Source organism: Streptomyces sp. NBC_00554 (assembly GCF_041431135.1).
GTDB lineage: Bacteria > Actinomycetota > Actinomycetes > Streptomycetales > Streptomycetaceae > Streptomyces.
In genome coordinates, this window is the sequence record NZ_CP107799.1 from 1,846,600 (window position 1) to 1,868,017 (window position 21,418).

Below are 21,418 nucleotides of genomic sequence, written 5' to 3' on the forward strand. Positions count from 1 at the left end.
TGTCACAACGGGTGGGCGGAGCCGGTTGTCCCCCGGTCACAGTTCCAGGTCAGCGGCTCAGCGGCCGTCGTACCCCGCGGTCGGCATCGACAGGCGGCGGTGGACCCGGGCCTTCATCTGGGCGTCGTACGAGGGTTCCGCGCAGCCGACCGTCTCGACCCGTACGCCACGGCGTACGCACTCGGCGGTGAACTCGTCGACGGAGGCGAGGGCGCGCTCCAGGACGCGGTGGCTGGGCGCGACGAATAAGTCGACGAGGCCCGCCTCGACATCGGCCCACAGGGTGCGGTGGTCGGGGCGCAGTCCTCGTACGAGGAGTTCCCGTGTGACGACATAGCCGTGTTCGGCGGCCCAGCGGGCGCACATCGCGTGCTGGCTGCGGGAGTCCACCAGGAAGGGGTCCGCGTCCAGTTCCTCCAGGGGCGTCAGGCTCGCGATCGCCGTGACGCGCAGCGATGTCGGCCCCTGCGGGCCGGGCGGGCACCTGAGGGCGTGGGTGCCGGTGGCACCGCGCGCTTCTCCCATGGCGTCCCCCTCACCTCCGGGTTTCGTCCGCCGACCATACTCCTGCCCGTAGGCTCGGGGGGAGTCGCGCGAGGGAGGCAAAGAAGTGCCGGTGGAGATCACCTGGTGGGGGCACGCCACCTGCACGCTGGAGGACTCCGGCACACGCGTGCTCACGGACCCGCTCTTCGCGCGCCGGCTCGCGCACCTCCGGCGCAGGCGCGGGGCGCCGCCCCCTCCCGAGGCGGCGGTGGCCGACGTCGCGCTGGTCTCGCATCTGCACTCCGACCATCTGCATCTGCCCTCGCTGGCGCGGCTCGCGCCGGGCACACGCGTGCTCGTGCCCCGGGGCGCGCCGCGTGCGGTGCCCGCGCTGCGCAGGCTGGACCATCTGCGGCTCACCGAGGTGGCGCCCGGCGACCGGACGGACGTCGGCGCCCTGGTCGTACGCACCGTGTCGGCGCGCCATGACGGGCGGCGGCTGCCGCTCGGTCCGCACCGGGCGCCCGCCCTGGGGTTCGTGGTCGAGGGCGAGGCCCGCACGTACTTCGCCGGGGACACCGGGCTGTTCGACTCGATGGCCGAGGAGGTCGGGCCGGTCGATGTGGCTCTGTTGCCGGTCGGCGGATGGGGGCCGTATCTCGGGGAAGAACATCTGGACGCGGGGCGCGCGGCAGAGGCGCTCGCCCGGCTGATGCCCCGGAGCGCTGTGCCGGTGCACTACGGCACGTACTGGCCGATCGGAATGGACGCTGTGCGCCCCCATGAATTCCACGCGCCGGGTGAGGAGTTCGTGCGCCTCGCCGCCGAGCGCGCGCCTCAGGTCGCGGTGCACCGGCTCGGACACGGCGAGAGCGTACGGCCGGAGGTCGCGAAGTGACGCCCCTTTCCGCCGCGGTCTCAGGGGCCGCGAGCCTGTCCGTGTGTCCGGCGGTGGTCCGGTGAGTTTCCTGGCCGCGGCCTCGACCACGGCGCCGGAGTCCACGCAGCAGGCGATCGGGTATCCGACGCTCTTCCTGCTGGTACTGATCGGCGCGCTGGTGCCGGTGGTGCCGACGGGTGCGCTGGTGAGTTCGGCGGCCGTGGTGGCCTTTCATCAGACGGCGCCGTTCGCGCTGCTGCTGGTCTTCGTGGTGGCGGCGCTCGCGGCGTTCCTCGGCGACGTCTCGCTGTACTGGCTGGGGCAGCGCGGGATGCGCTCCAAGAACGGCTCGCGCTGGCTGGAGGCCCTCCGCGCCCGCGCCCCCGAGGACCGCCTCACCCGGGCGCAGGAGAAACTCGGCGACCACGGCATCGCCGTACTCGTCCTCTCGCGCCTCGTCCCGGCCGGCCGCATTCCGGTGATGCTCGCCTGCCTGCTGGCGAAGATGCCCCTGCGCACCTTCGCCCGCGGCGACATCCCCGCCTGCCTGGCCTGGGCGGTGACCTACCAGCTCATCGGCATCCTCGGCGGCTCCCTCTTCAACGAGCCCTGGGAGGGTGTGGTGGCGGCGGTGGTCCTGACGGTGGTGATCAGCCTGGCGCCGAGTGTGTGGCGCCGGATGCGCAGAACGGCCCCCCAGTAGGGCGTAGCCCTATGGGGGCGCGGGGAACTGCGCGAGCAACCCAGAACAGCCCGCAGTCACCCAACAACCGGAATCACCCCAGAACCCGGGACCCCCCCACCGGCAGATCCCAAAGGTCCTCCCGATCCAACCCCGCCTTCTCCCAGGCCGCCCGGACCCGGGTCAGCGGTTCGAGAACCGGCTCGGCGGAGAGAACGAAGGTGCCCCAGTGCATGGGCGCCATCCGCCGGGCCCCCAGATCGACGGCGGCTCGAACGGCCTCGTCCGGGTCGCAGTGGACGTCACTCAGCCACCACCGGGGGTCATACGCACCGATGGGAAGCAGCGCGAGGTCGATGCCCGGGTAGCGCAGCCCGATCTGGGCGAACCAGTGGCCGTACCCCGTGTCGCCCGCGAAGTACACGCGCTGTCCGTCGGAGGCGGTGAGGACCCAGCCGCCCCAGAGGGTGCGGCAGGTGTCGGTGAGGCTGCGCTTGGACCAGTGATGGGCAGGCACGAAGTCGAAGCGGACGCCGCCCAGTTCGGCCGCTTCCCACCAGTCCAGCTCGGTGACCTGGGTGAACCGGCGACGCCTGAACCAGCGCGCGAGGCCCGCCGGTACGAACACCGGTGTGTCGCGCGGGAGCCGGCGCAGGGTCGGCGCGTCCAGGTGGTCGTAGTGGTTGTGGCTGATGACGACCGCGTCGACGCGCGGCAGCGCGCTCCAGGCCACGCCGACGGGTGTGATCCGGGCCGGGGTGCCGAGGATCTTGCGGGACCAGACCGGGTCGGTGAGGACGGTGAGCCCGCCGACGCGGATCACCCAACTCGCGTGCCCCGCCCAGGAGACGGCGACGGTGTGCACGCCCGCCTGCGGCAGCGGCCCCGGTTCGAACGGCAGCGCCGGGATGTCGGCGAGACCGTCGGGCCCCGGCCGCAGCGCGCCCTCGCGGGCGAACCGCGCGAAGGCCCGCAGCCCCGGCAGCGGCGCCGTCAGCCGGTCCGCGAAGGTCCGCGGCCAGACACGCTTCTCGCCGAGCGGACGGGGCTCGGCGAGCGGGAGGAGCGGAGACAGGGCCCCGGTCGGTGCCGGGGCCGACGAGGACGCCGGTTCGTCCGCGTCCTGTGTGGTCGTGGTGGTGGACCTGCTCGTGCTCGTGGTCGACTCGGACTGCTGCGTCATCGAGGAGGCTCCCATCGCTGAGCGTCATCTCGGAGATCGTCGAAGGCCGACCCCAACAGGGCCAACGCGCGTTGCACATGCGGCAGTTCCAACGGCGAGGGTGACGTGAGGCATTCCGCCCGCTCTTCATCCGTCCGGCCGAGCAGCGGCCCGGTGGCCAGCCGCACCCGGAGCGCCGCGAGTTCGTCGCCGAACCGGTGGCCGCCCGGCGCGGGCAGGCCGAGCCGGGCGGTGAGGAAGTCCTCCAGGTCCTGTGCGTCGCCGACCCCGTGCGCGCCGAGTGCGGAGCGCAGCGGGCCGAGGTCCACGTACAGGTGTCTGCCGGCCCGCGGAGGTCGCGCGAGGGCGCCCGAGCCGACCACCGCGTGGTGCACGGCGGTGGCCACGCGCGCGTGGAGGCGTACGGAGGCCGCGAGCCGCCCGGTGATCCCGTCGCCCTCGCCGAGCGCGTACGCGGCCGCCGCGGCGACCGGTTCGGCGACCCGGGCGCCGAGCACGGTGAGCACGTCGAGGACACGGGAGCGCAGCCGGACACCGGAGTCGTTGTCGGTGAAGCGGGCGACGGCGGCGGGCCAGCCCTGCGGCAGGAAGGGGCCGGCGAGGTCCGTGAGGACGGTGACCTCGCCGGGGAGCATCTCGGCGGGGCTGAGCAGCACGGTGTCGTGCGGCTGGTGCAGGGTGTCGCGCCAGGTCTCGTCGCTGACGATGTGCAGTCCCTCGCTCACCGCGGCCTCGACGGTCTCGTGGACCACTTCGGGGGGCGCGACGGTGGCGGTGGGATCGTCGGCGACGGAGAGGACGAGCAGCCGCGGGTCGCCGCCTTCGGCGCGCACTCTGCGCACGGTCTCCAGGAGGGCGTACGGATCCGGTACGCCGCCGCACTCCGCGGGCGTCGCCACATGGAACACGGATCTTCCCAGCAGGCGTGCCTGCGGCGCCCACCACGCGGCGCACGGGCGCGGCACCAGGACGTCGCCGCCGAGCGCGCCGGTCAGCGCGAGGAGCAGCGCGGGGGCGCCTGGGGCGGCGGCCACCCGGTCGGGTGCGGTGGTCAGTCCGCGCCGGGACCAGTAGTCGCAGGCCGCGTTCAGGATCTCCGGTCCGCCGCCCGAGGGCTCGGCGTGGGCCCGGTCCGCGGCGGCGGCGAGCACGGCGCGCAGCTCCGGCAGCACCGGCAGCCCCTGATCGGGAAGCGGCGGCCCGTAGCGGACGGGCCCATGCCCTTCCGGATCCGTCCGCCGCATTGGTGCCTCCGCGCAGTCCGTGGTGCAGTGCCGTGCCGTGCTCGGGGCCGGGGCAGGTGGCCCGGTGACCGGTGTCCGTTGCCGACCTTCGCTCCAGGGCCGGTGACCCCGTCGCCCGTAACGCTCAGCCCGAGCCGCCGGTGCCATCCCCGGTTCCGGCGTCTCCGTCTGCGTACAGCTTCCTCTGCTCCTGTCTCATAACTCGTCCAGCTCCGCTCGATCTCGTCCAGTCCCGCTCGAGCCCCTGTCCCTCTGTACCCGGGGTCTTGTCACCTCACGGGCGGTTGTGTCCGTCGCGGCGTCAGCTGTCCGCCGACGCGTCCTTGTTCCGCAGGCGGTACACGGCGGCGCCCAGCGCGCCCGTGATCAGGGCGCCGCCGGCGATCAGGGCCGGGAGGGAGTCGGTGAAGGCGCCGCCCTCGCCGGCGCGGACGCCGCGCTGGACCGGGGCGGGGCGCTCCACGGTGCCGCGGGCGGTGGCGGTGCCACGGGCCACGGTGTACTTGGCGGTCCACTGTTTCTCGCGGCCGCCGGGTGCCACGGGGCACACGCCGTCGACGCCCCACTCGTTCTCGGGGCCCACGGCGGCGCCGCCGTCGGGGCCTGCGTCGGAGCCGCCCGAGCCGGGGCCCACTGCGGCGGCGCCGGAGTCGGGGTTCTCGCCGGGCGGGATACGGGCCGTACCGCTGTACGCGGCCGCCGCGGCCACGCCCTCGTCGTTGCCCGCGCCCCCGTCGCTGCCCGGGCCCCCGTCGTTGCCCGCGACCCGGCGCAGCTGGACCTTGCCCTCCTCGAAGCCCTGCGAGATGGCGTCGATGAAGTCGGGCGGGGCTCCGCCGATCGCGTCGCAGGTGACGGAGATGGTGACGGTGCCGCCGGGCTCGACGGAGCCCGGGGTGACCTCCGCGGCCGGATCCGCGGACGCGGCCGAGGCGGCGGCCCCCAGGGCGATGCCGGCCAGGGCGGTGGCGGACAGGACACGGGCGGTACGGCGCATGGTCTTGGCTCCTTCGGCGGGGCGCGGAAGGGGGCACGGCCGTCGTGCCCCCGGAGCCCATCACAGCCCGCCGGGGCGCCGGGCGCCCGCCGCCGGGCACCATTCGCGCTACCCGCACCGCCGGGTGGGTGACGGTGCGGGACCGTCAGTTGTGGAGCGAGACCAGTTCCTTCTCCAGGCCGCGGCCGCGCTTGTCCACGACGGCCGCCGCGACCTCGGACAGTTTGCGGTTGGTGCCCTGGGAGATCCGGCGCAGCACCCCGAAGGCGGTGTCCGCGTCGCAGCCCAGCACATGCATGACGATGCCGCAGGCCTGGTCGACGACGGGCCGGGAGCGCAGTGCGGCACCCAGCTGGTCGACCTCGGTGAGCGCGGCCCGGTAGGAGCGGTCGCGGACCAGGCAGCTCGCGGCGAGGTCGCCGAGCGCGCGGGCGGGGCCGTGCGGGGCGTCCTCCAGGGCGCCGGGGCGGAAGCTGTAGAGGCTGAGGGTCACGGTCAGCCCGGAGCGCCGGAAGGGGATGGTGACGCTGGAGCGAACGCCCGCGTCGAGGGCCATGGCGCGGTACTCCGGCCAGCGCTCGTCGCTGAGCAGGTCCGCCGAGTCGACGGGCGCACCGCGTTCCAGTGCGGCCGGGATCGGTCCGTCGCCGGAGCGCAGCTGCACCGAGACGAGTCCGGCGAGATCGGGGTGGGTGACCGCGGCGGGCCGTTCCGGGCCGCCTTCGGCCATCATGCTGCTGGCGCCGCAGCAGTCGGTGGTGCAGCGGGCGGCCTGCTCGACGAGTTCCGACAGCCTCCTGCCGGGGTGCGCGGACTCGGGTGATTCCGTTCCCAGATGGCCGAGTTGCTCGGATTCCGGCATGGTTCACTCCTTCGTCTCCCCGTCGCCTTCCCGCTCGCCTGCGTGGAAAACTGGTTCTGTGGGTTCCACCCCCCGCCGCACCCGGAACCTCAGGTTCGGGTTACGTTCATCGCATGGCGGAGACGGACGAATTCGGTGAAGAACTCGCGGATTTCGTGCGCCGTGTCGCGGAGTTGAAGTCGGCACGGTCCGTGCCCGCCGACGAGCTTCCGACGGTGCTCGACGCGGCCATCTTCGAACTGGACCATGTGGCCGACCAGTTGTGGCCGAGGTTCCAGCGGCTGTCCTCCGACGGTCCGTCTGGCATCGCCTCGACCGACCGCCAGGAGCAGCAACTTCTCAAGGCACTTTTCCAGCGGGTACCGGTGCCGGTCGCGCTGGTGGACCGCGAGACGGTGGTGCGCAGGCTGAACTTCGCGGCGGCTTCCTTCACCGGTGTCCGGGCCGGCTATGCGACGGGCCGGCCGCTGACCGGGTTCCTCGCGCACGCCGACCGTGCCGCGTTCCGCTCGCAGGCGGCGGCGGTGGCACGCGGCGACGGCGACCGGAGTCTCACCGTGCACCTCCAGCAGCAGCCCTCGGCGCCCGTGCGCGCGACCCTCACCGCGCTGCGGCCGAGCGGCGAACCGCGGTCCGCCGTCCTCGTCGTACTGCAGCCCGCGGATTCCCGGGTGCCGTCGGGCGCGAACACTCCGGGCCCGGCGCCGAACCTCACCGAGACCACCCGGCACACGGTGCTGATGGACCTGGTGGACGCCATGACCACGACGCTGCTGAGCGCCCCGGGCGAGGGCCGGTCCGCGGTTCCCGAACGGGCGGCCGAGGTGCTTCACGAACGGTTCGCGGACTGGGTGGTGGTGGACACCGGGGCCGCGCGCCTGTCCCGTACGACCGTCCTGGGACCGTCGGACACCACGGGACCGCCGGGCGCCCCGGGACCCCCGGGAGCCCCGGGGCTGTCGGACACCCCCGGGCCGTCGGTCATCCAGGGACCGTCGGAAGGCCTGCGGCCATCGGCGTACGCCGAGGTGGTCGCGGCCCTGGCCGCGCAGGATCCCGCCGCGTGCCCCCTCGTCGTCGAGGCGGCACGCGGCGGTTCCACGGCCCTGCAGGTGCGCCCCGAGGACCCGGACGTCTTCGGCCGGGACACCTCGGGCGACCCCTTCCTCGTACGCGCCAATGTGACGTCGCTGCTCTGCGTGCCCCTGACCACCGCGTCCGGACCCGTGCGGGGGGTCCTCACACTGTTCAGGAGCGGCGGCCGGCTGGCGTTCTCGATGGCCGAGGCGCAGGCGATGGACATGATGTCCCGTCATATCGCCCTGGCGATGGCGCGGTTGAACTAGCGCCCCTGCTCACTGGGCCGCATCTGTTAGGCCGCGTCGCGCATGACCTGGTCGCGCAGTCGGTCGCAGCAGCGGCTGATCAGCCGGGAGACGTGCATCTGTGAGATGCCGAGCTCCTCGGCGATGCTGCTCTGGGTCATGTCGCCGAAGAACCGCATGTAGAGGATGGCGCGTTCACGCTCGGGCAGGGCGCGCAGCCGGGGCTTGACGGCCTCGCGGTCGATGACGGTGTCCAGGGCCGGGTCGGCCGATCCGAGGGAGTCGCTGAGCGAGTAGCCGTCCTCGCTGCCCGGGAACTCGGCGTCGAGGGAGAGCGCGGTGAAGCTCTCCAGGGCCTCCATGCCGGTCCGGACGTCCTCCTCGCTCATCCGGGCGTGCTCGGCGACCTCGGCGACGGTGGGCCTGCGGCCCGTGATCGTCCCCGCCAGGTCCTGGTTCGCGGACCGCACGCGGTTGCGCAGATCCTGGACGCGACGCGGTACGTGCAGGGTCCACATGTGATCGCGGAAGTGCCGCTTGATCTCACCGGTGATGGTCGGCACGGCGTAGCTCTCGAAGGCGTTGCCGAGCTCGGGGTCGTAGCGGTGAACGGCCTTGACCAGGCCGAGTGCCGCGACCTGGCGCAGGTCGTCGAAGCTCTCGCCACGGTTGCGGAACCGTCCCGCGATCCGTTCGGCCATCGGCAGCCAGGCTTCGACGATCTCCTCGCGGAGTGTGTCGCGCTCTCGGCCGGGGGGAAGCGTGGCGAGCCTGCGGAATGACCCCGCGGTGTCGGGGGCGTCGTCGTACGGATGGCGCTTCGCGCTCGCTCGAGTTCGCATGATGCGTCGCAACTCCCTTACAGGTGCCCTGGGTTGGACAGTCACCGTGGGAGTGCATCCGTACGCCGGACAGGCACACCCGGGGCGCGTGACACACCGCTCCCACGGACGTGCCTCCTGTCCGAAGCACTGATACTGCGCCTGCCCCGGCGTATGCGGAACAAACACTCAAGAGCCCGGCAAGGAAGCCGAAGGCAAAGCATGGGCGCCCGGCTCACGGGTACCCCGGGCCTCGTCACACCGGCGTACCCGCACCCCCGCAGCCGGAGAACGCAGGAAGGCAGGCCAAGCAGCCATGGCAGATTTCGTCAGGGAAGTCATGACTCCGGGCGTCGTCGCGGTCCGCCCGGACGCCTCGCTCGTGGAGGCCGCGCAGCTGATGCGCGCCCAGGGCACCGGCGGTGTCCTGGTGGTCGGCCACCACCGGGTGATCGGGGTCCTCACCGACCGTGACATTGCGCTGCGTGCCGTCGCCGACGGTGCCGATCCGCTGACCGTGAGCGCCGAGGCCGTGTGCACCCGCGATCCGGTGGTGATCGGCCCGGAGGAGGCCGTGTCGGCCGCGGCGAAGCTGATGCGCGACCACGCGGTACACCGGCTCCCGGTCGTCGAGGACGGCAGGCCGGTGGGGATGGTCAGCCTCGGGGACCTCGCGGTGGCGGCGGACCCGGGCCCGCGGAGCGCACCGATGTACGCGCACGACCGGTGGCAAGGGCCCCCGACCACCCCTGAGGGCTGACCTGTTCGGCCTTCGGCAACAGGCTCGGGTCACTCCCCGGCAGGGCCCCGCTCGCGGGCTCCCTCACGCGTCCGGCCCGCGGTGATCGGGCGGCGCGGGTGACGGCGCAGGTACTCGCCCTCCAGTCGCGCCATGCGGTCGTTGTGGGTCCGCAGCGCGTCGTTCGAACCGTGCAGCAGCGTGTCGTGGCGCGTGCGGTGGATCGTCTCCAGCTCTTTCATCAGCTGCTGGTCGTCCAGCCGGTCCGGGTCGACTCCGGTCATGGTGGTACCCCGCTCGTCGTGGCCTTCGGCGCGGTCCGGAGACCCGCCCGGCGAGCTTGCCCCGAGCGGCGTCCGGGAGGGAGCCGTGGATCCCGCCGTCTCCCTCCACTCTACGAACATCCGGGGCCCCGGTCCTCCGGACCCAGCCCCTGATTCCAGGCGTTACCGGGCCCGCTCCACGCGCCGCTCGTCCCAGACCGGCTCCTGGGTCTCGCGTACCCGGCCGTCGGAGCCGAAGACCAGGTAGCGGTCGAAGGAGCGCGCGAACCAGCGGTCGTGGGTGACCGCGAGGACCGTCCCCTCGTACGCCTCCAGGCCCTCCTGGAGAGCCTCGGCGGAGTCCAGGTCGAGGTTGTCGGTCGGCTCGTCGAGGAGCAGGGCCGTGGAGCCCGCCAGCTCGAGCAGGAGGATCTGGAAACGGGCCTGCTGGCCGCCGGAGAGCTTCTCGAAACGCTGCTCGGCCTGCGCGGTCAGCTCGTAGCGGCGCAGCCGGGACATGGCGGCGCCGCGGTCCTGGGCGTGCTCGCTCCACAGGATGTCGAGCAGCGCCCGGCCCTCCAGCTCCGGATGGGCGTGCGTCTGCGCGAAGTGGCCCGCGACGACGCGGGCGCCGAGCTTCCACTCCCCTGTGTGCGCGACGGTGTCGCCTGCGAGCAGCCGCAGGAAGTGCGACTTTCCCGAGCCGTTGGAGCCGAGGACGGCGACCCGTTCGCCGTAGAAGACCTCCAGGTCGAAGGGGTTCATCAGGCCGGTGAGCTCAAGTCCCTTGCAGGTGACGGCCCGTACGCCGGTACGGCCGCCGTGCAGCCGCATCTTGATGTCCTGCTCGCGCGGCGGCTCCGGAGGCGGCCCGGCCTCCTCGAACTTCCGCAGCCTGGTCTGCGCGGCCTGGTAACGGGACGCCAACTCATGGCTGATGGAGGCCGCCTGACGCAGATTCAGCACCAGCTTCTTCAACTGGGCGTGCTTCTCGTCCCAGCGCCTGCGCAGCTCCTCGAACCGGGCGAACCGCTCCCGCCGCGCCTCGTGGTACGTCGCGAAACCGCCCCCGTGCACCCAGGCGTCCGCTCCTGCGGGGCTGGGCTCGACACTGACGATCTTCTCGGCGGCGCGGGCCAGCAGCTCCCGGTCGTGGGAGACGAACAGGACGGTCTTGCGGGTCTCCTTGAGCCGCTCCTCCAGCCAGCGCTTTCCGGGTACGTCGAGATAGTTGTCCGGCTCGTCCAGGAGCAGCACCTCGTCGGTGCCGCGCAGCAGGGCCTCGAGCACGAGCCGCTTCTGCTCACCGCCGGACAGCGTCCGCACCTGGCGCCACTGCGCCTTCTCGTACGGGATGCCGAGCGCGGCCACGGTGCACATGTCCCAGAGGGTCTCCGACTCGTATCCGCGCACCTCGGCCCAGTCGGACAGCGCCTGCGCGTACCCGAGCTGCGCGGCCTCGTCGTCGACGGTCATCATCGCGTGCTCGGCCGCGTCCACGGCCTTCGCGGCCTGCTGGATCCGGTGCGGTGCCACGGACACGAGCAGTTCCCGTACGGTCGTCTCGTCCCGTACGGATCCCACGAACTGGCGCATCACTCCCAGGCCGCCCCCTACGGTGACGGTCCCCCCGTGCGCCTTCAGCTCTCCCGAGATCAGCCGCAGCAGCGTCGTCTTCCCGGCCCCGTTGGGCCCGACCAGGGCGACGACGGCCCCTTCCCCCACCCGAAACGACACATCGCCGAGCAGCGCCCTCCCGTCGGGAAGGTAGTACTCAAGATGCGCGGCTTCGAGGTGTCCCATGGGGGTGCATTCTCCGGGGGCGGGCCGCACTGGGCAAACGCGTTTCTTCGCCCCCTCCGCCCCTGCCCGTCCCGCACTTCCGGGCTCCGCCCGGTTTCAGCCCGTCCGGCGTTTGAGGACGAGCGCGCAGCGCGATACGGGGGTCTGGGGGCGGAGCCCCCAGGAACAAGGGACGGGTAGGGGCGGAGGGGGCGAAAAACCCGGCCCTGGGTACACGCACCCCCATGACCCCGATCCCAGACGTGGACCTCACCCTCCGCCCCCCGGGCCCCCGCATCCTCCGGGACCGGCTCCTGAGCGCCGACTCCCGCCTCTTCGAGGCCGTGGCGACCCGCCACTGGCCGGGCGCCGACCGCCTTCTGCCACGGCTCACCCACAGCGCGAACCACGGCGTCCTGTGGTTCGCCGCAGCCACGGCGATCGCCGCGACCCGCACCCCGAGGGCCCGCACCGCCGCCGCCCGAGGCCTCGCCTCGCTGACCCTGGCGTCGGTCACGATCAACACCGTCGGCAAGCGCTCGGTACGCCGCCCCCGCCCCGCCCTGGACCCCGTACCGCTGATCCGGCAGCTCAGGCGCCAGCCGATCACCACATCGTTCCCGTCGGGCCACGCGGCCTCGGCCGCGGCCTTCGCGACGGGGGTGGCACTGGAGTCCCGAGGCTGGGGCGCAGCCGTGGCCCCGCTCGCCACCGCGGTCGTCGTGTCCCGCGTGTACACGGGCGTCCACTTCCCGAGCGATGTCCTCGCGGGCGCGGCCCTGGGTGTGGGCGCCGCGTACGCCGTACGGGCCCTGGTTCCGACCCGCGACCAGGTTCCCCGGCCCGACCGGCCCGGCGCGGACGTTCCCGCACTGTCCGAGGGCGAGGGCCTGGTGATGGTGGCCAACAAGGGCGCGGGCACTCCGGGCCAGATGGACGCCCTGCGCGACGCCCTGCCGCTTGCGGAGACCGTGGAGTGCGAACCGGCCGACATCGAGGCCGAGTTGGAGAAGGCAGCGATCCGCGCCCGGGTGCTCGGCGTGTGCGGCGGCGACGGCACCGTGAACACCGCCGCCCGGATCGCCCTGCGCCATGGCCTCCCCCTCGCCGTCCTGCCGGGCGGCACCCTGAACCACTTCGCCCACGACCTCGGCGTGGAGGGCCCGCGCGATCTGATCCGCGCCCTCCAGGAGCGCAACGCCATACGCGTGGACGTGGGCCGGTTCTCGTCGGGCGGCACGGAGGGCATCTTCCTCAACACCTGCAGCCTGGGGGTCTACCCGGAACTGGTGCGGGAACGGGAGCGCTGGTCCCGGCGCATCGGCGAATGGCCGGCCGGGGTGCTCGGAGTCCTGCGCGTCCTGCGCACGGACGGCCATCCCCTGCAGGCCGAACTCGGCGGCCGCACCCACCCGTTGTGGCTGCTGTTCGCCGGCAACGGCACCTATCACCGCATGGGTCTCGCCCCCGCCCGCCGCTACGACCTCGCGGACGGACGCCTCGACGTGCGGGTCGTGCACGGTGGCCGCCGCCCCGCCGCCCGCCTGCTGGCCGCGGCCCTCGCGGGCCCGCTCACCCGCTCCCCCGCCCACGCGGCCGTACGGGTGCGCCGTCTGCGAGTGGACGGTGTCGCGCCCGGCACCCTCCTCGCGTACGACGGTGAAGTCACGGAGGTGGAGGGCGAGGTGACGCTCCAGAAGATCCCCGAGGCACTGACCGTGTACCGCCCGCACCCCTGACCGGCTGTCCATATCCCAAGACGCAGGTCTCACCATTCGACATGAACGCGTACGGTGAATGCGTACCCGACGAGAAGTCGATGAGGACGAGAAGGGGAACGGTCATGTCGAAGTCCCAGGAGACCGCCGTCTACACCCACGGCCACCACGAGTCCGTGCTGCGCTCGCACGTCTGGCGCACCGCCGCCAACTCGGCGGCGTACCTCCTCGACTCGCTGAAGCCCCACATGAAGATCCTGGACATCGGCTGCGGCCCGGGCACCATCACCGCCGACCTGGCGGAGCTGGTTCCCGACGGCCATGTCACCGCCGTCGACCACGCGCCGGGAATCCTGGACCAGGCCCGCGCCACCGCCGCCGAACGCGGCCTGGACAACGTCGAGTTCGCGGTCGCGGACGTGCACGCGCTGGACTATCCGGACGACACGTTCTGCGTGGTCCACGCCCACCAGGTGCTCCAGCACGTGGGCGACCCGGTCCAGGCGCTGCGCGAGATGTACCGGGTGACCAGGCCGGGCGGGTACATCGCCGTCCGCGACGGGGACTACGAAGCGATGACCTGGTATCCCGAGGTGCCGGGCATGACCGACTGGCAGGACCTGTATGTGCGCGTCGCCCGCGCCAACGGGGGCGAGCCGGCCGCCGGGCGGCGTCTCAAGTCCTGGGCACTGGCGGCCGGCATCCGGGACATCACGGCCACGTCGAGCACCTGGACCTTCGCCACCGAGGACGAGCGGGACTGGTGGGGCGGCCTGTGGGCGGACCGCACGCTGGCCTCGGCGTACGCGGACCGCGCCACGGAGGGCGGTCACGCGAACGCCGAGCAGCTGCGGGCCGTGTCGGACGCCTGGCGGGAGTGGGCGCGGCAGGAGGACGGCTGGTTCTCCGTACTGCACGGAGAGATCCTCTGCCGAAAGGACGCCTGATTCGCCTGCTTCGGGAAACCCGGGAATGCAGGAGGTCGAAAACTATGGTTCCCATCCTGCTGGTACTGCTTCTGGCCCTGATTCTTTTCGGCGCCGGATTCGCGGTGAAGATTCTCTGGTGGATCGCTCTGATCGTTCTCGCCGTATGGCTGCTGGGCTTCCTGGTCCGCGGAACGAGCGCCGCCGGATCCCGGGGTCGCTGGTATCGGTGGTAGCCCCGTTCCGTGTGGCCCGAGGTCCGTATTCAGGACCTCGGGCCACTGCTCGACAACTAGGCTCGTGGGTATGGAGATTCTGGGAGCCACGCTGCGTATCTGCGTCGACGACCTGGAGGCTTCGGTCCCGTTCTACGAGAGACTCGCGGGTGGGCAGGCCCTGCGGTTCGACCGCGGCGGTGTCTCGGTCGCCGCGGTCGGCTGCTTCCTCCTCATGAGCGGGCCCGCGGCCGAAATGGACGTCCTCCGAAAAGTCGCCGCCACCATCGCCGTCAAGGACGTCGAAGAGGCCCACCGCGTCCTCAGCGACTCGGGTGCGCGCATTCTCGCGGGCCCGGTGGCGACCCCGGTGGGCCGCAACCTGATCGCGATGCATCCCGACGGTGCGGTGTACGAGTACGTGGACCGCCGGGCCGGGGAGTAGCTGGGAGTTCTTTCGCCCCCTCCGCCCCTACCCATTCCCGTCACTTGGGGGCTCCGCCCCCAAACCCCCGCTCCTCAAACGCCGGAGGGGCTGAAACCGGGCGTAGCCCGGAAGCACGGGACGGGAAGGGGCGGAGGGGGCGAAAAACCTCAGGCCCCGACCACGGCCCCCACCACAACATCCGCCAGCACCGCCCCCGCCACCCCCTCCGGATCCAGATCGGGATCGTAGATGGTGACGTTGAGCCCGGCGCAACGCGGAGACCGTACCAACGGACGCAGCAGCGCGAGGAGTTCGGCCGGGAGCAGCCCGTCGGGATCGGGACTGTCGACGGCGGGCATCACGGACGGATCGAGACAGTCGGCATCGAGGTGCACCCAGAAGCCGGCAAGATGCGGAAGCTCCAGCGACTGCAAGGCGGCCCGCGCAACCCCCTCCGCACCCCACTCCCGCAACTCCCCCACAGTCACCACAGGAATCTTCAGCGCGGCAAGCTCATCCCGCTCGGTGTCGTAGTCCCGGATACCGAAGAGCCGTACGTCCTCGTCCCTGAGATAGGGCTTCAGGCCTTCGAGGTTCGTGAGGTCCTCCTGCCCGCGCCCGGTCGCGAGCGCGAGTTCCTCACCGCCCGCAGCCCCGATCCGCTCCGAGTTCCCGGGATGCCGGAAGTCGGCCGAGCCGTCGACGGCGGCCAGCCCGAACCGCCCGATGCGCCGCAGCGCGAGCGAGGCACCGAGCTGGATGGAGCAGTCCCCGCCGAGCACGACCGGCAGGTCCCCGGCACGGACGTGGTTCTCGATCCGGTCGGCAAGCCTGCGGGTGTAGGAGGCGATGGCGGCCGCGTTGAAGACCCCGTCGCCCTCCTGCCACTCTCCCCGGTCGTAGCGCGGCGGTACGACGACCCCGCCCTCCAGCGCCCCGAGCCGCCGCACGATCCGCTGCTCGCGCAGCGCGCCGGCGAGCTTGTAGCAGCCGGGAACGGTACCGGGCGCGGGCGGCCGCAAGCCGAGGTTGGAGGGGGCGTCAAGGACGACGATGTTGCGCATGGGCCACATACTGGCCGACGCGGCCGAGCGGCGTCAGCGGGACCGGGTCATCTCCGCGGTGATCGCCCACCGCTCATGGTCGCGCCAGGCCCCGTCCATGTAGATGAAGTCCGGCGAGAACCCCTCGAGCCGGAATCCGCACCGCTGGGCGAGCGCGATCGAGGCGGCGTTGCCGGGCTGCACATTGATCTCGAGCCGGTGCAGCCCCATCTTCCCGAAGGCGTACCGGACCACGAGTCCGAGCCCCTCACCCATCAGCCCCCGCCCGGCCGCGTGCGCGAAGGCGCCGTACCCCAGCGCCCCGCTCAGAAAGCCGCCCTCGACGATGTTGTTGATGTTGATGAACCCGGCGATGCCTCCGCCGTCCCGCTCGCACACCAGGAACCCGGCCTTCGTCGGATCCTGGATGAGCCGCCCCGCGTACGCGGCGTAGGCGTCGGCGCTGCCGGGCGGAAACAGCCACGGCTGGTGCAGATCCTTGCTCTCCCGGGTCCGGGCGGTGAACTCCGTGCCGTCCGCGTACGTGAAGTGCCGTATGCCCACGCGGGGTCCTGCGGCGAGATATCCGGGGGCGTTGTCAGGCATCCGGCAACACTACGCGACGGGGTATCGGGGTATCCGGCGCTCACCTTCGGCGCTTCATGAAGTACGCCCCGCACAGCGCGCCGATCACCGCGGTGCCGAGGAGCGCCATCCACAGGGGCATGGTGACTTCCGGGATCAGCAGCCTGATCTTGGTGCTCCGGGTGTTCTCGAAGATGAAGATCAGAGCGAGCAGGGCCAGCGCGACCACGCTGACCCTGGTGGGCGTCAGCAGCCCGCCGCGGCTCTTCCCGCCACCCGCACCGGCGCTTTCGGAGGTCTTCGGGCTCATGCGCTCAGCATGAGCCGCGAGGCGACGGCACGCGCGGCGGGAGGTTCCTCCGGGTGACTGCCTGAGACTCCAGGGGCTCAGCGCCTGACGACCGGCAGCTCCAGCACCCCGGTGTTCCGCGGCCCGCTGGTGATGGTCACCGGCTTGATCCCCTTGTTCCCGAAGTACGCGTCATCGCTGGCCGCGACGACGAACTGGAGCCGGTGCCCGGCCTCGTACCGATGGACGATCCCGGGCAGCGAGACGGTGAAGCTCTTCGTCACGTCCGGTACCCGTACCGGCGCCACCAGCCGGTGCACCAGCGTCTTGGTGCCGTCGGGCGCCACGTCGTACAGCTTGGCGAAGAGGACCAGCTTGTCGGCGGCGTCGCCGGAGTTCTGCACCGCCTCGGTCTTCGGCGAGACCACCTTCAGTGTGGCCTTGGGCGCACCGACGACATCGATCGAGCGGGTCAGGGGCTCGCTCGTCCAGCCGAGGTAGGTGCCCTCCGTGTCGTTCGGCGCCGGATCGGGCACCCCGACCCAGCCGGCGAGGGAGCTCTCGGAGTGGCTGGTGGGCCCCGGCGCGTTGGTGTACTCGCGGCTGCCGCGCACGACCTTCTTGCGGTTGTCGACCAGCTTGCCGTCCCCGGAGAGGTAGAGCTTCTCGCTGAGTGCGGGTACCCGCGAGGCCGTGTCGTAGGTGCTGTTCGGGTCGGCGATCCAGTCGCGGTAGTACGCGAAGGAGGGGCCGGTGTCGACGCCCTTGCGGTGCTGGAGGTAGCGGTCGAACCAGGCGAGGATCCGCCTGCCGACGTAACTCGTCTCCAAGTTGCCCTGGCTCAGGTTGAGTTCACCGGTCGACGGGTCGGTGAGCCCGCCGCTGTGCCCCCACGACTGCCAGATCATCTTCGTCGTGGTGCCCTGCGCCTTGAGGGTCTTGTACGTCGCGGTCGCCTCGTTGAGATTGAAGAGGGTATCGGCCTGTCCCTGGACCAGCAGGGTCGGCGCCTTCACCTTGCTGAGGTAGGAGACGGGCGACACGCTGCGGGAGTAGCTGAGCAGGGGGCCGGTCTTGGCGGCCGGGTAGCTCCCCGAGTTCAGCGTCCGGATGGTCGCGCAGGCGTCGCTCACGAAGTGCAGGCAGGTGCCGGAGTTGATGCGGGAGGGGTCCAGGTTCGCCAGGGTCAGCGGCAGGCTCTCGCCGATCAGGTAGAAGCCGTTGGTCCACTGCCACTTGAAGGCGCCGGGCACGGAACGCGCGCCGGCGGCGTTGTTCGGGTCGAGGGCGTACGACAGGTCGTTCCAGGTGATCATCGGGACGAGTGCGTCGACGCGGTGGTCCACGGCGGCGGTGGCCATCTGGACGGCGCCCCCGTAGGAGCCGCCGATCATGCCGACGCGCGGGTCGCCCTTGCCGTCGCGGGTGACATAGTCGGCCTTCGTTCCGTCGTCGGCGGCGCGCGTGCCGGCCAGGAAGTCGACGAGGCGGGAGGCGGCCATTCCGTCCACGCGCGGGTCGTCGAGGGAGATCAGGCAGCCGGACCGGCCGAAGCCGAGCCCCGAGTAGACGAGCCCGACGTATCCACGGGCGGCGAACGCCTTGCCGATGGCGTCCGTCGAGCCGTCCGACTTGCTTCCGCCGAAGCCGTTGGTGGCGAGCACGGCGGGGGCGGTGTGACGGCGGTCCACACCTGCGGGCCGGTAGACGTCGGCGTCGATCGTGCAGGTGCTGCCACCGGCCTGGACGGTGAACTTCAGGGCGGTGACGGTGTACTGACCGGTGGCCGAGGCGGCGGGCGCGGTGATCGTGAGTGGCACCGTGAGCGCGGCGCCCACGACCAGAGCCAGCGATGCACGAGATCTGGGCACACGGGAACGACGGGACACAAAGACCTCCACGCTGAGGACAACCCGACTGCGTCGGGCGGTACTTACCGACCAGTAATCATGTTGTGACGCGTGTCAGCCGTGGTCAACCACCGCGCCGGGTGTTTCTCGACGGATGTTCAGCGTGCTGCGGCGCTAGGCGAGAGCGGGCTCCTCCAAGGTCAACGTCCCAGCGTCGGCGTCGAGTTCGGCCCGGACGCCGAGGGGAATCGTGAGCGCCCCCTCGCAGTGCCCGAAGCCGAAGTGCTCGACCACGGGCACGCCGAGCCCGCCCAGCCGGTCGGAGAACACGGCGCGCAGTCCCTCGTACGGACCGCAGTCCACCCACGAACCGAGCGCGATCCCGGCGACTCCGTCCAGCCATCCCCCGCGCAACAGCTGGGTGAGGATCCTGTCCAGCCGGTACGCCTCCTCGCCGATCTCCTCGATCAGGAGCAGCCCGCCCTCGGCGGAGGCGCGCGCGTGCGGTGTGCCGAGGTCGGCGGCGAGCAGGCTGACACAGCCGCCGAGGATGACGCCCCGGGCCCGCCCCGGCACCAGCGCGGTGCCCGTGTCGGACGCGATCGTCAGCACCGACTCCGGCTCGAAGAGGGTCGCCCGCAGATGCTCCTTCGCCCGCGCGTTCGTGACGAGGTCGAGGGGAGCCGACACCATCGGCCCGTGCAGGGTCACCAGACCGGCGCGGGTCGCGAACGCCTCGTGCAGCGCCGTGATGTCGCTGAAGCCGAGGAACACCTTGGGTCCGGCGGCCCGTATCGCGGCCCAGTCGAGGAGGTCGACCATGCGTTGGGCGCCGTATCCGCCGCGGGCGCACAGCACCGCGTCCACGTCCGGGTCGCACCAGGCGGCCTGGAAGTCGGCGGCCCGGTCGGCGTCCGTGCCCGCGAGATAGTCGAACTCCGCGTGCCGGTCCAGGACATGGGGTGCCACGAAGGGGTCGAGGTCCCAGCCGCGCAGGATGTCGAGGCCGGTCCGCAGCCGTTCCTCGGGTACGGGCCCGCTGGGCGCGACGACGGCGACGCGGGAACCGGGAACGAGACGCGCGGGGCGGGTCAGTGGCTTCACTGGGCGGACTCCGTGGTGTGGACGGCAGGCTTCATTTGGCGAGCTCCAATGTCGGGACACCGGGCGGATTCAGCCCGAAGACCTGTGCGTACAGGGAGAGTTCGGCTTCCAGGACCCGCACCGTCGTCTCGGCCCGCCGGAAGCCGTGCCCCTCTCCCTCGAAGGCGATGTAGGCATGCGGAACGCGTCGCCCCTGCGCCTCGAGCCTGGCGAGGAACCGCTCGCACTGCGCGGGCGGACAGATGACGTCGTCGAGGCCCTGGAGCAGCAGGAAGGGTGCGCCGATGCGGTCGGCATGCAGGGTGGGCGACCGCTGCGCGTACCGGGCCGGCACCTCGGTGAGCGGCCCGATCAGGGTCTCCAGGTACTGCGACTCGAAGTCGTGGGTCTCTCCCGAGGCCCAGGCGGCGAGGTCGAGGATCGGGTAGAGGATCGTGCCGCAGGCGTACACGTCGGTGCTCGTCAGGGACGCGGCCGTCGTCCAGCCGCCCGCGCTGCCTCCGCGGATGGCGAGCCGTCGCCGGTCCGCGGTGCCCTCTTCCGCCAGCGCGAGCGCGACGGCCGTGCAGTCCTCGACGTCGACGACGCCCCACTGTTCACGCAGCCGGTTGCGGTACTCCCGCCCGTGCCCCGTCGATCCTCCGTAGTTGACCTCGGCGACGCCGATGCCCCGAGAGGTGAAGTAGGCGATCTCCAGGTCGAGGACGAGAGGGGCCCGGCTGGTGGGGCCGCCGTGCGCCCGGACGACGTACGGCGGCAGTTCGTCGTCGGGTGCCATGTGGCCGGGGTGGTGCGGCGGATAGATGTGTGCGTGGATCTCGCGTCCGGCGGGTCCGGTGAAGGTGCGGATCTGGGGCTCCGGGTAGTACGAGGGGTCCACCGGGTCGTCGTGCGCGGCGCCGGTGATCCGGGCGCGGCCGGTGCGGGCGTCCAGTTCGACGACCTCGTACGCGCTGCGGGGGCTGGCCCCGATACCCAGGATGCGGCTGCCGTGCGCGGCGAGCGTGGGGGCGAACTCGGTCCAGGGGCCCGCCGCGTCGACGACCTCGCCGGTCTCCGGGTCCAGGATGCCGAGCGCGGTGGCGCCCCGCCCGTGCACGACGGCGATCAGTCCGTCCTCCAGCGGTGCGAACCAGCGTTGGCCGATCTTCCACAGCGGCCCGCCGAACTCCTCCTCGCGGGGGCACACGGGCACCCCGTCGCGGTACAGGTTCCACCAGCCGGTGCGATCACTGGCGTACAGCAGGGCGCCGTCGATGCCCCACTCGGCCTGGGCGATCGACTCGTCGGGGCCGCCGGCCACCGTGCGGGCCTCCAGGAGCGTGCCGTCGTCGGCCACCTCGGCGACGAGCAGTTCCGTGCCGTCCCACGGCATCCGCGGATGGTCCCAGGCAAGCCAGGCCGCGCGTCGGCCGTCGGGCGAGAGGCGGGGCCCGGTGACGAACCGGTGGCGTGCGTCGGTGAGTTCACGTACGGCGTCCCGGTCCTGCGCCGCCGAACCGTCCAGCGGCACCGCGGCGAGGACCCGCCGTACGTCGGTCGGCCCGTCTCCGGTGAACTCCTCGAGTACGCACCACACTTCGCCCCGCTCCACCCGCAACTGCGGGTCCACCCAGCGCAGTCCGCCGCCGACGAGCGAGATCGGAGTCAACGGGCGTGGTTCACGGCCGGCTTCGTACAGATACAGCCGCTGGTCGGCGAAATTCACGAACACCACCAGCGGCCCTTCCGGGCGCATCTCGCCAGCCCATGCCTGCCCGCCGTACTCGATGACCCGGCTGCGCACGTTCCACGGGGCGGGCAGCACCGACTCCTCGGTGCCGTCGGCCTTCCGCCGTACGAGGGTGCGCCGCCCGCCCTCCGTGGGCCGGGGTTCCGTCCACCACGACTCGTCGCCGACGAAGCCGACGGAGTCGGGGTGCCCGTCGTGCGCGGCGGCGAGAATAGCGTCGATGGGTGAGGGCCACGATCCGTACGCCAAGGTCTGCACCATGTCC

The 21,418-nt window shown here is 72.1% G+C and carries 22 protein-coding genes; 8 read left to right on the top strand and 14 right to left on the bottom strand.

All coding sequences use genetic code 11. The annotated features are described in order from the left end of the window. Positions 1 to 57: 57 nt before the first annotated feature. Complete coding sequence (locus OG266_RS08180) at positions 58 to 525, bottom strand: hypothetical protein (protein ID WP_371544112.1); 468 nt, start codon at positions 523 to 525, stop codon at positions 58 to 60. 85 nt (positions 526 to 610) lie between these two features. On the opposite strand from OG266_RS08180, the gene OG266_RS08185 reads away from it, so the two are divergent. Then, complete coding sequence (locus OG266_RS08185) at positions 611 to 1,384, top strand: MBL fold metallo-hydrolase (RefSeq protein ID WP_266473430.1); 774 nt, start codon at positions 611 to 613, stop codon at positions 1,382 to 1,384. A 61-nt stretch (positions 1,385 to 1,445) separates the two neighbouring features. After that, the gene (locus OG266_RS08190) at positions 1,446 to 2,069 is read left to right on the top strand and encodes a DedA family protein (protein WP_266473433.1); all 624 of its coding nucleotides are present in this window, start codon (positions 1,446 to 1,448) and stop codon (positions 2,067 to 2,069) included. Between the two features lie 73 nt (positions 2,070 to 2,142). Here OG266_RS08190 and OG266_RS08195 read toward each other — a convergent pair whose 3' ends face one another. The 4 genes from OG266_RS08195 to OG266_RS08210 all read right to left on the bottom strand — a co-directional run bounded on the left by OG266_RS08195 (position 2,143) and on the right by OG266_RS08210 (position 6,334). Further along, positions 2,143 to 3,231, bottom strand: a complete 1,089-nt coding sequence (locus OG266_RS08195; RefSeq protein ID WP_266473436.1) for an MBL fold metallo-hydrolase — start codon at positions 3,229 to 3,231, stop codon at positions 2,143 to 2,145. After that, on the bottom strand, positions 3,228 to 4,475 hold the full coding sequence (locus OG266_RS08200) for an aminotransferase class I/II-fold pyridoxal phosphate-dependent enzyme (protein WP_266473438.1): 1,248 nt from the start codon (positions 4,473 to 4,475) through the stop codon (positions 3,228 to 3,230). Before OG266_RS08200 ends, OG266_RS08195 begins: the two co-directional genes overlap by 4 nt. A 301-nt stretch (positions 4,476 to 4,776) precedes the next feature. Continuing rightward, entirely contained in the window at positions 4,777 to 5,472 is a 696-nt protein-coding gene (locus OG266_RS08205; RefSeq protein ID WP_371544113.1) for a hypothetical protein, read from the bottom strand. 145 nt (positions 5,473 to 5,617) lie between these two features. Next, positions 5,618 to 6,334: an ANTAR domain-containing protein gene (locus tag OG266_RS08210; protein ID WP_329544614.1), complete on the bottom strand. Its 717-nt coding sequence runs from the start codon at positions 6,332 to 6,334 to the stop codon at positions 5,618 to 5,620. Positions 6,335 to 6,447: 113 nt separating this feature from the next. Here OG266_RS08210 and OG266_RS08215 point away from each other — a divergent pair, with 113 nt between their 5' ends. After that, entirely contained in the window at positions 6,448 to 7,680 is a 1,233-nt protein-coding gene (locus tag OG266_RS08215; RefSeq protein WP_371544114.1) for a PAS domain-containing protein, read from the top strand. Between the two features lie 26 nt (positions 7,681 to 7,706). Here the strand turns inward: OG266_RS08215 and OG266_RS08220 are convergent, their stop codons facing one another. After that, positions 7,707 to 8,501 carry an RNA polymerase sigma factor SigF gene (locus tag OG266_RS08220; protein ID WP_266473446.1) on the bottom strand — a complete coding sequence of 265 codons (795 nt, stop codon included), beginning with the start codon at positions 8,499 to 8,501 and terminating at the stop codon, positions 7,707 to 7,709. Between the two features lie 295 nt (positions 8,502 to 8,796). Between OG266_RS08220 and OG266_RS08225 the strand changes: the two genes are divergently transcribed. Continuing rightward, a complete protein-coding gene (locus OG266_RS08225) occupies positions 8,797 to 9,240 on the top strand; it encodes a CBS domain-containing protein (RefSeq protein ID WP_371544117.1) in 444 nt (147 codons plus the stop codon). A 29-nt stretch (positions 9,241 to 9,269) separates the two neighbouring features. Here OG266_RS08225 and OG266_RS08230 read toward each other — a convergent pair whose 3' ends face one another. Beyond that, entirely contained in the window at positions 9,270 to 9,503 is a 234-nt protein-coding gene (locus tag OG266_RS08230; RefSeq protein ID WP_266473450.1) for a DUF6158 family protein, read from the bottom strand. A 162-nt stretch (positions 9,504 to 9,665) separates the two neighbouring features. Continuing rightward, positions 9,666 to 11,285, bottom strand: a complete 1,620-nt coding sequence (locus tag OG266_RS08235) for an ATP-binding cassette domain-containing protein (protein WP_266473452.1) — start codon at positions 11,283 to 11,285, stop codon at positions 9,666 to 9,668. A 224-nt stretch (positions 11,286 to 11,509) separates the two neighbouring features. Between OG266_RS08235 and OG266_RS08240 the strand changes: the two genes are divergently transcribed. The 4 genes from OG266_RS08240 (at position 11,510) to OG266_RS08255 (ending at position 14,568) form a co-directional block, all read left to right on the top strand. Further along, positions 11,510 to 13,003, top strand: coding sequence for a bifunctional phosphatase PAP2/diacylglycerol kinase family protein (locus OG266_RS08240; RefSeq protein ID WP_371544119.1), 1,494 nt, complete (start codon positions 11,510 to 11,512; stop codon positions 13,001 to 13,003). Between the two features lie 104 nt (positions 13,004 to 13,107). Beyond that, entirely contained in the window at positions 13,108 to 13,929 is an 822-nt protein-coding gene (locus OG266_RS08245; RefSeq protein WP_371544121.1) for a class I SAM-dependent methyltransferase, read from the top strand. Positions 13,930 to 13,973: 44 nt separating this feature from the next. Continuing rightward, a complete protein-coding gene (locus OG266_RS08250; protein ID WP_266473458.1) occupies positions 13,974 to 14,144 on the top strand; it encodes a hydrophobic protein in 171 nt (56 codons plus the stop codon). A gap of 70 nt (positions 14,145 to 14,214) precedes the next feature. Next, a complete protein-coding gene (locus OG266_RS08255; RefSeq protein WP_329544620.1) occupies positions 14,215 to 14,568 on the top strand; it encodes a VOC family protein in 354 nt (117 codons plus the stop codon). Between the two features lie 149 nt (positions 14,569 to 14,717). Here the strand turns inward: OG266_RS08255 and OG266_RS08260 are convergent, their stop codons facing one another. The 6 genes from OG266_RS08260 to OG266_RS08285 all read right to left on the bottom strand — a co-directional run bounded on the left by OG266_RS08260 (position 14,718) and on the right by OG266_RS08285 (position 21,414). Next, positions 14,718 to 15,614, bottom strand: a complete 897-nt coding sequence (locus tag OG266_RS08260) for an arginase family protein (RefSeq protein WP_371544122.1) — start codon at positions 15,612 to 15,614, stop codon at positions 14,718 to 14,720. 33 nt (positions 15,615 to 15,647) lie between these two features. Beyond that, positions 15,648 to 16,199, bottom strand: a complete 552-nt coding sequence (locus OG266_RS08265; RefSeq protein WP_371544124.1) for a GNAT family N-acetyltransferase — start codon at positions 16,197 to 16,199, stop codon at positions 15,648 to 15,650. Between the two features lie 40 nt (positions 16,200 to 16,239). After that, positions 16,240 to 16,488, bottom strand: coding sequence for a DUF1049 domain-containing protein (locus tag OG266_RS08270; protein ID WP_266473465.1), 249 nt, complete (start codon positions 16,486 to 16,488; stop codon positions 16,240 to 16,242). 77 nt (positions 16,489 to 16,565) lie between these two features. Beyond that, positions 16,566 to 18,338 (bottom strand): CocE/NonD family hydrolase, encoded by a 1,773-nt coding sequence (locus OG266_RS08275; RefSeq protein WP_371544125.1) that lies wholly within the window; start codon positions 18,336 to 18,338, stop codon positions 16,566 to 16,568. A gap of 153 nt (positions 18,339 to 18,491) precedes the next feature. Continuing rightward, complete coding sequence (locus OG266_RS08280) at positions 18,492 to 19,421, bottom strand: LD-carboxypeptidase (RefSeq protein ID WP_371544127.1); 930 nt, start codon at positions 19,419 to 19,421, stop codon at positions 18,492 to 18,494. 31 nt (positions 19,422 to 19,452) lie between these two features. Then, the gene (locus OG266_RS08285; RefSeq protein ID WP_371544129.1) at positions 19,453 to 21,414 is read right to left on the bottom strand and encodes a prolyl oligopeptidase family serine peptidase; all 1,962 of its coding nucleotides are present in this window, start codon (positions 21,412 to 21,414) and stop codon (positions 19,453 to 19,455) included. Positions 21,415 to 21,418 lie beyond the last annotated feature (4 nt).

Excerpts from the sequence above, each read along its gene's own strand:
- OG266_RS08225 (WP_371544117.1), top strand. The coding sequence starts at position 8,797 with ATGGCAGATTTCGTCAGGGAAGTCATGACTCCGGGCGTCGTCGCGGTC.
- OG266_RS08220 (WP_266473446.1), bottom strand. The coding sequence starts at position 8,501 with ATGCGAACTCGAGCGAGCGCGAAGCGCCATCCGTACGACGACGCCCCC.
- OG266_RS08195 (WP_266473436.1), bottom strand. The coding sequence starts at position 3,231 with ATGACGCAGCAGTCCGAGTCGACCACGAGCACGAGCAGGTCCACCACC.
- OG266_RS08270 (WP_266473465.1), bottom strand. The coding sequence starts at position 16,488 with ATGAGCCCGAAGACCTCCGAAAGCGCCGGTGCGGGTGGCGGGAAGAGC.
- OG266_RS08245 (WP_371544121.1), top strand. The coding sequence starts at position 13,108 with ATGTCGAAGTCCCAGGAGACCGCCGTCTACACCCACGGCCACCACGAG.
- OG266_RS08210 (WP_329544614.1), bottom strand. The coding sequence starts at position 6,334 with ATGCCGGAATCCGAGCAACTCGGCCATCTGGGAACGGAATCACCCGAG.
- OG266_RS08260 (WP_371544122.1), bottom strand. The coding sequence starts at position 15,614 with ATGCGCAACATCGTCGTCCTTGACGCCCCCTCCAACCTCGGCTTGCGG.
- OG266_RS08180 (WP_371544112.1), bottom strand. The coding sequence starts at position 525 with ATGGGAGAAGCGCGCGGTGCCACCGGCACCCACGCCCTCAGGTGCCCG.
- OG266_RS08240 (WP_371544119.1), top strand. The coding sequence starts at position 11,510 with ATGACCCCGATCCCAGACGTGGACCTCACCCTCCGCCCCCCGGGCCCC.
- OG266_RS08205 (WP_371544113.1), bottom strand. The coding sequence starts at position 5,472 with ATGCGCCGTACCGCCCGTGTCCTGTCCGCCACCGCCCTGGCCGGCATC.
- OG266_RS08255 (WP_329544620.1), top strand. The coding sequence starts at position 14,215 with ATGGAGATTCTGGGAGCCACGCTGCGTATCTGCGTCGACGACCTGGAG.
- OG266_RS08230 (WP_266473450.1), bottom strand. The coding sequence starts at position 9,503 with ATGACCGGAGTCGACCCGGACCGGCTGGACGACCAGCAGCTGATGAAA.
- OG266_RS08265 (WP_371544124.1), bottom strand. The coding sequence starts at position 16,199 with ATGCCTGACAACGCCCCCGGATATCTCGCCGCAGGACCCCGCGTGGGC.
- OG266_RS08200 (WP_266473438.1), bottom strand. The coding sequence starts at position 4,475 with ATGCGGCGGACGGATCCGGAAGGGCATGGGCCCGTCCGCTACGGGCCG.
- OG266_RS08215 (WP_371544114.1), top strand. The coding sequence starts at position 6,448 with ATGGCGGAGACGGACGAATTCGGTGAAGAACTCGCGGATTTCGTGCGC.
- OG266_RS08235 (WP_266473452.1), bottom strand. The coding sequence starts at position 11,285 with ATGGGACACCTCGAAGCCGCGCATCTTGAGTACTACCTTCCCGACGGG.
- OG266_RS08250 (WP_266473458.1), top strand. The coding sequence starts at position 13,974 with ATGGTTCCCATCCTGCTGGTACTGCTTCTGGCCCTGATTCTTTTCGGC.
- OG266_RS08285 (WP_371544129.1), bottom strand. The coding sequence starts at position 21,414 with ATGGTGCAGACCTTGGCGTACGGATCGTGGCCCTCACCCATCGACGCT.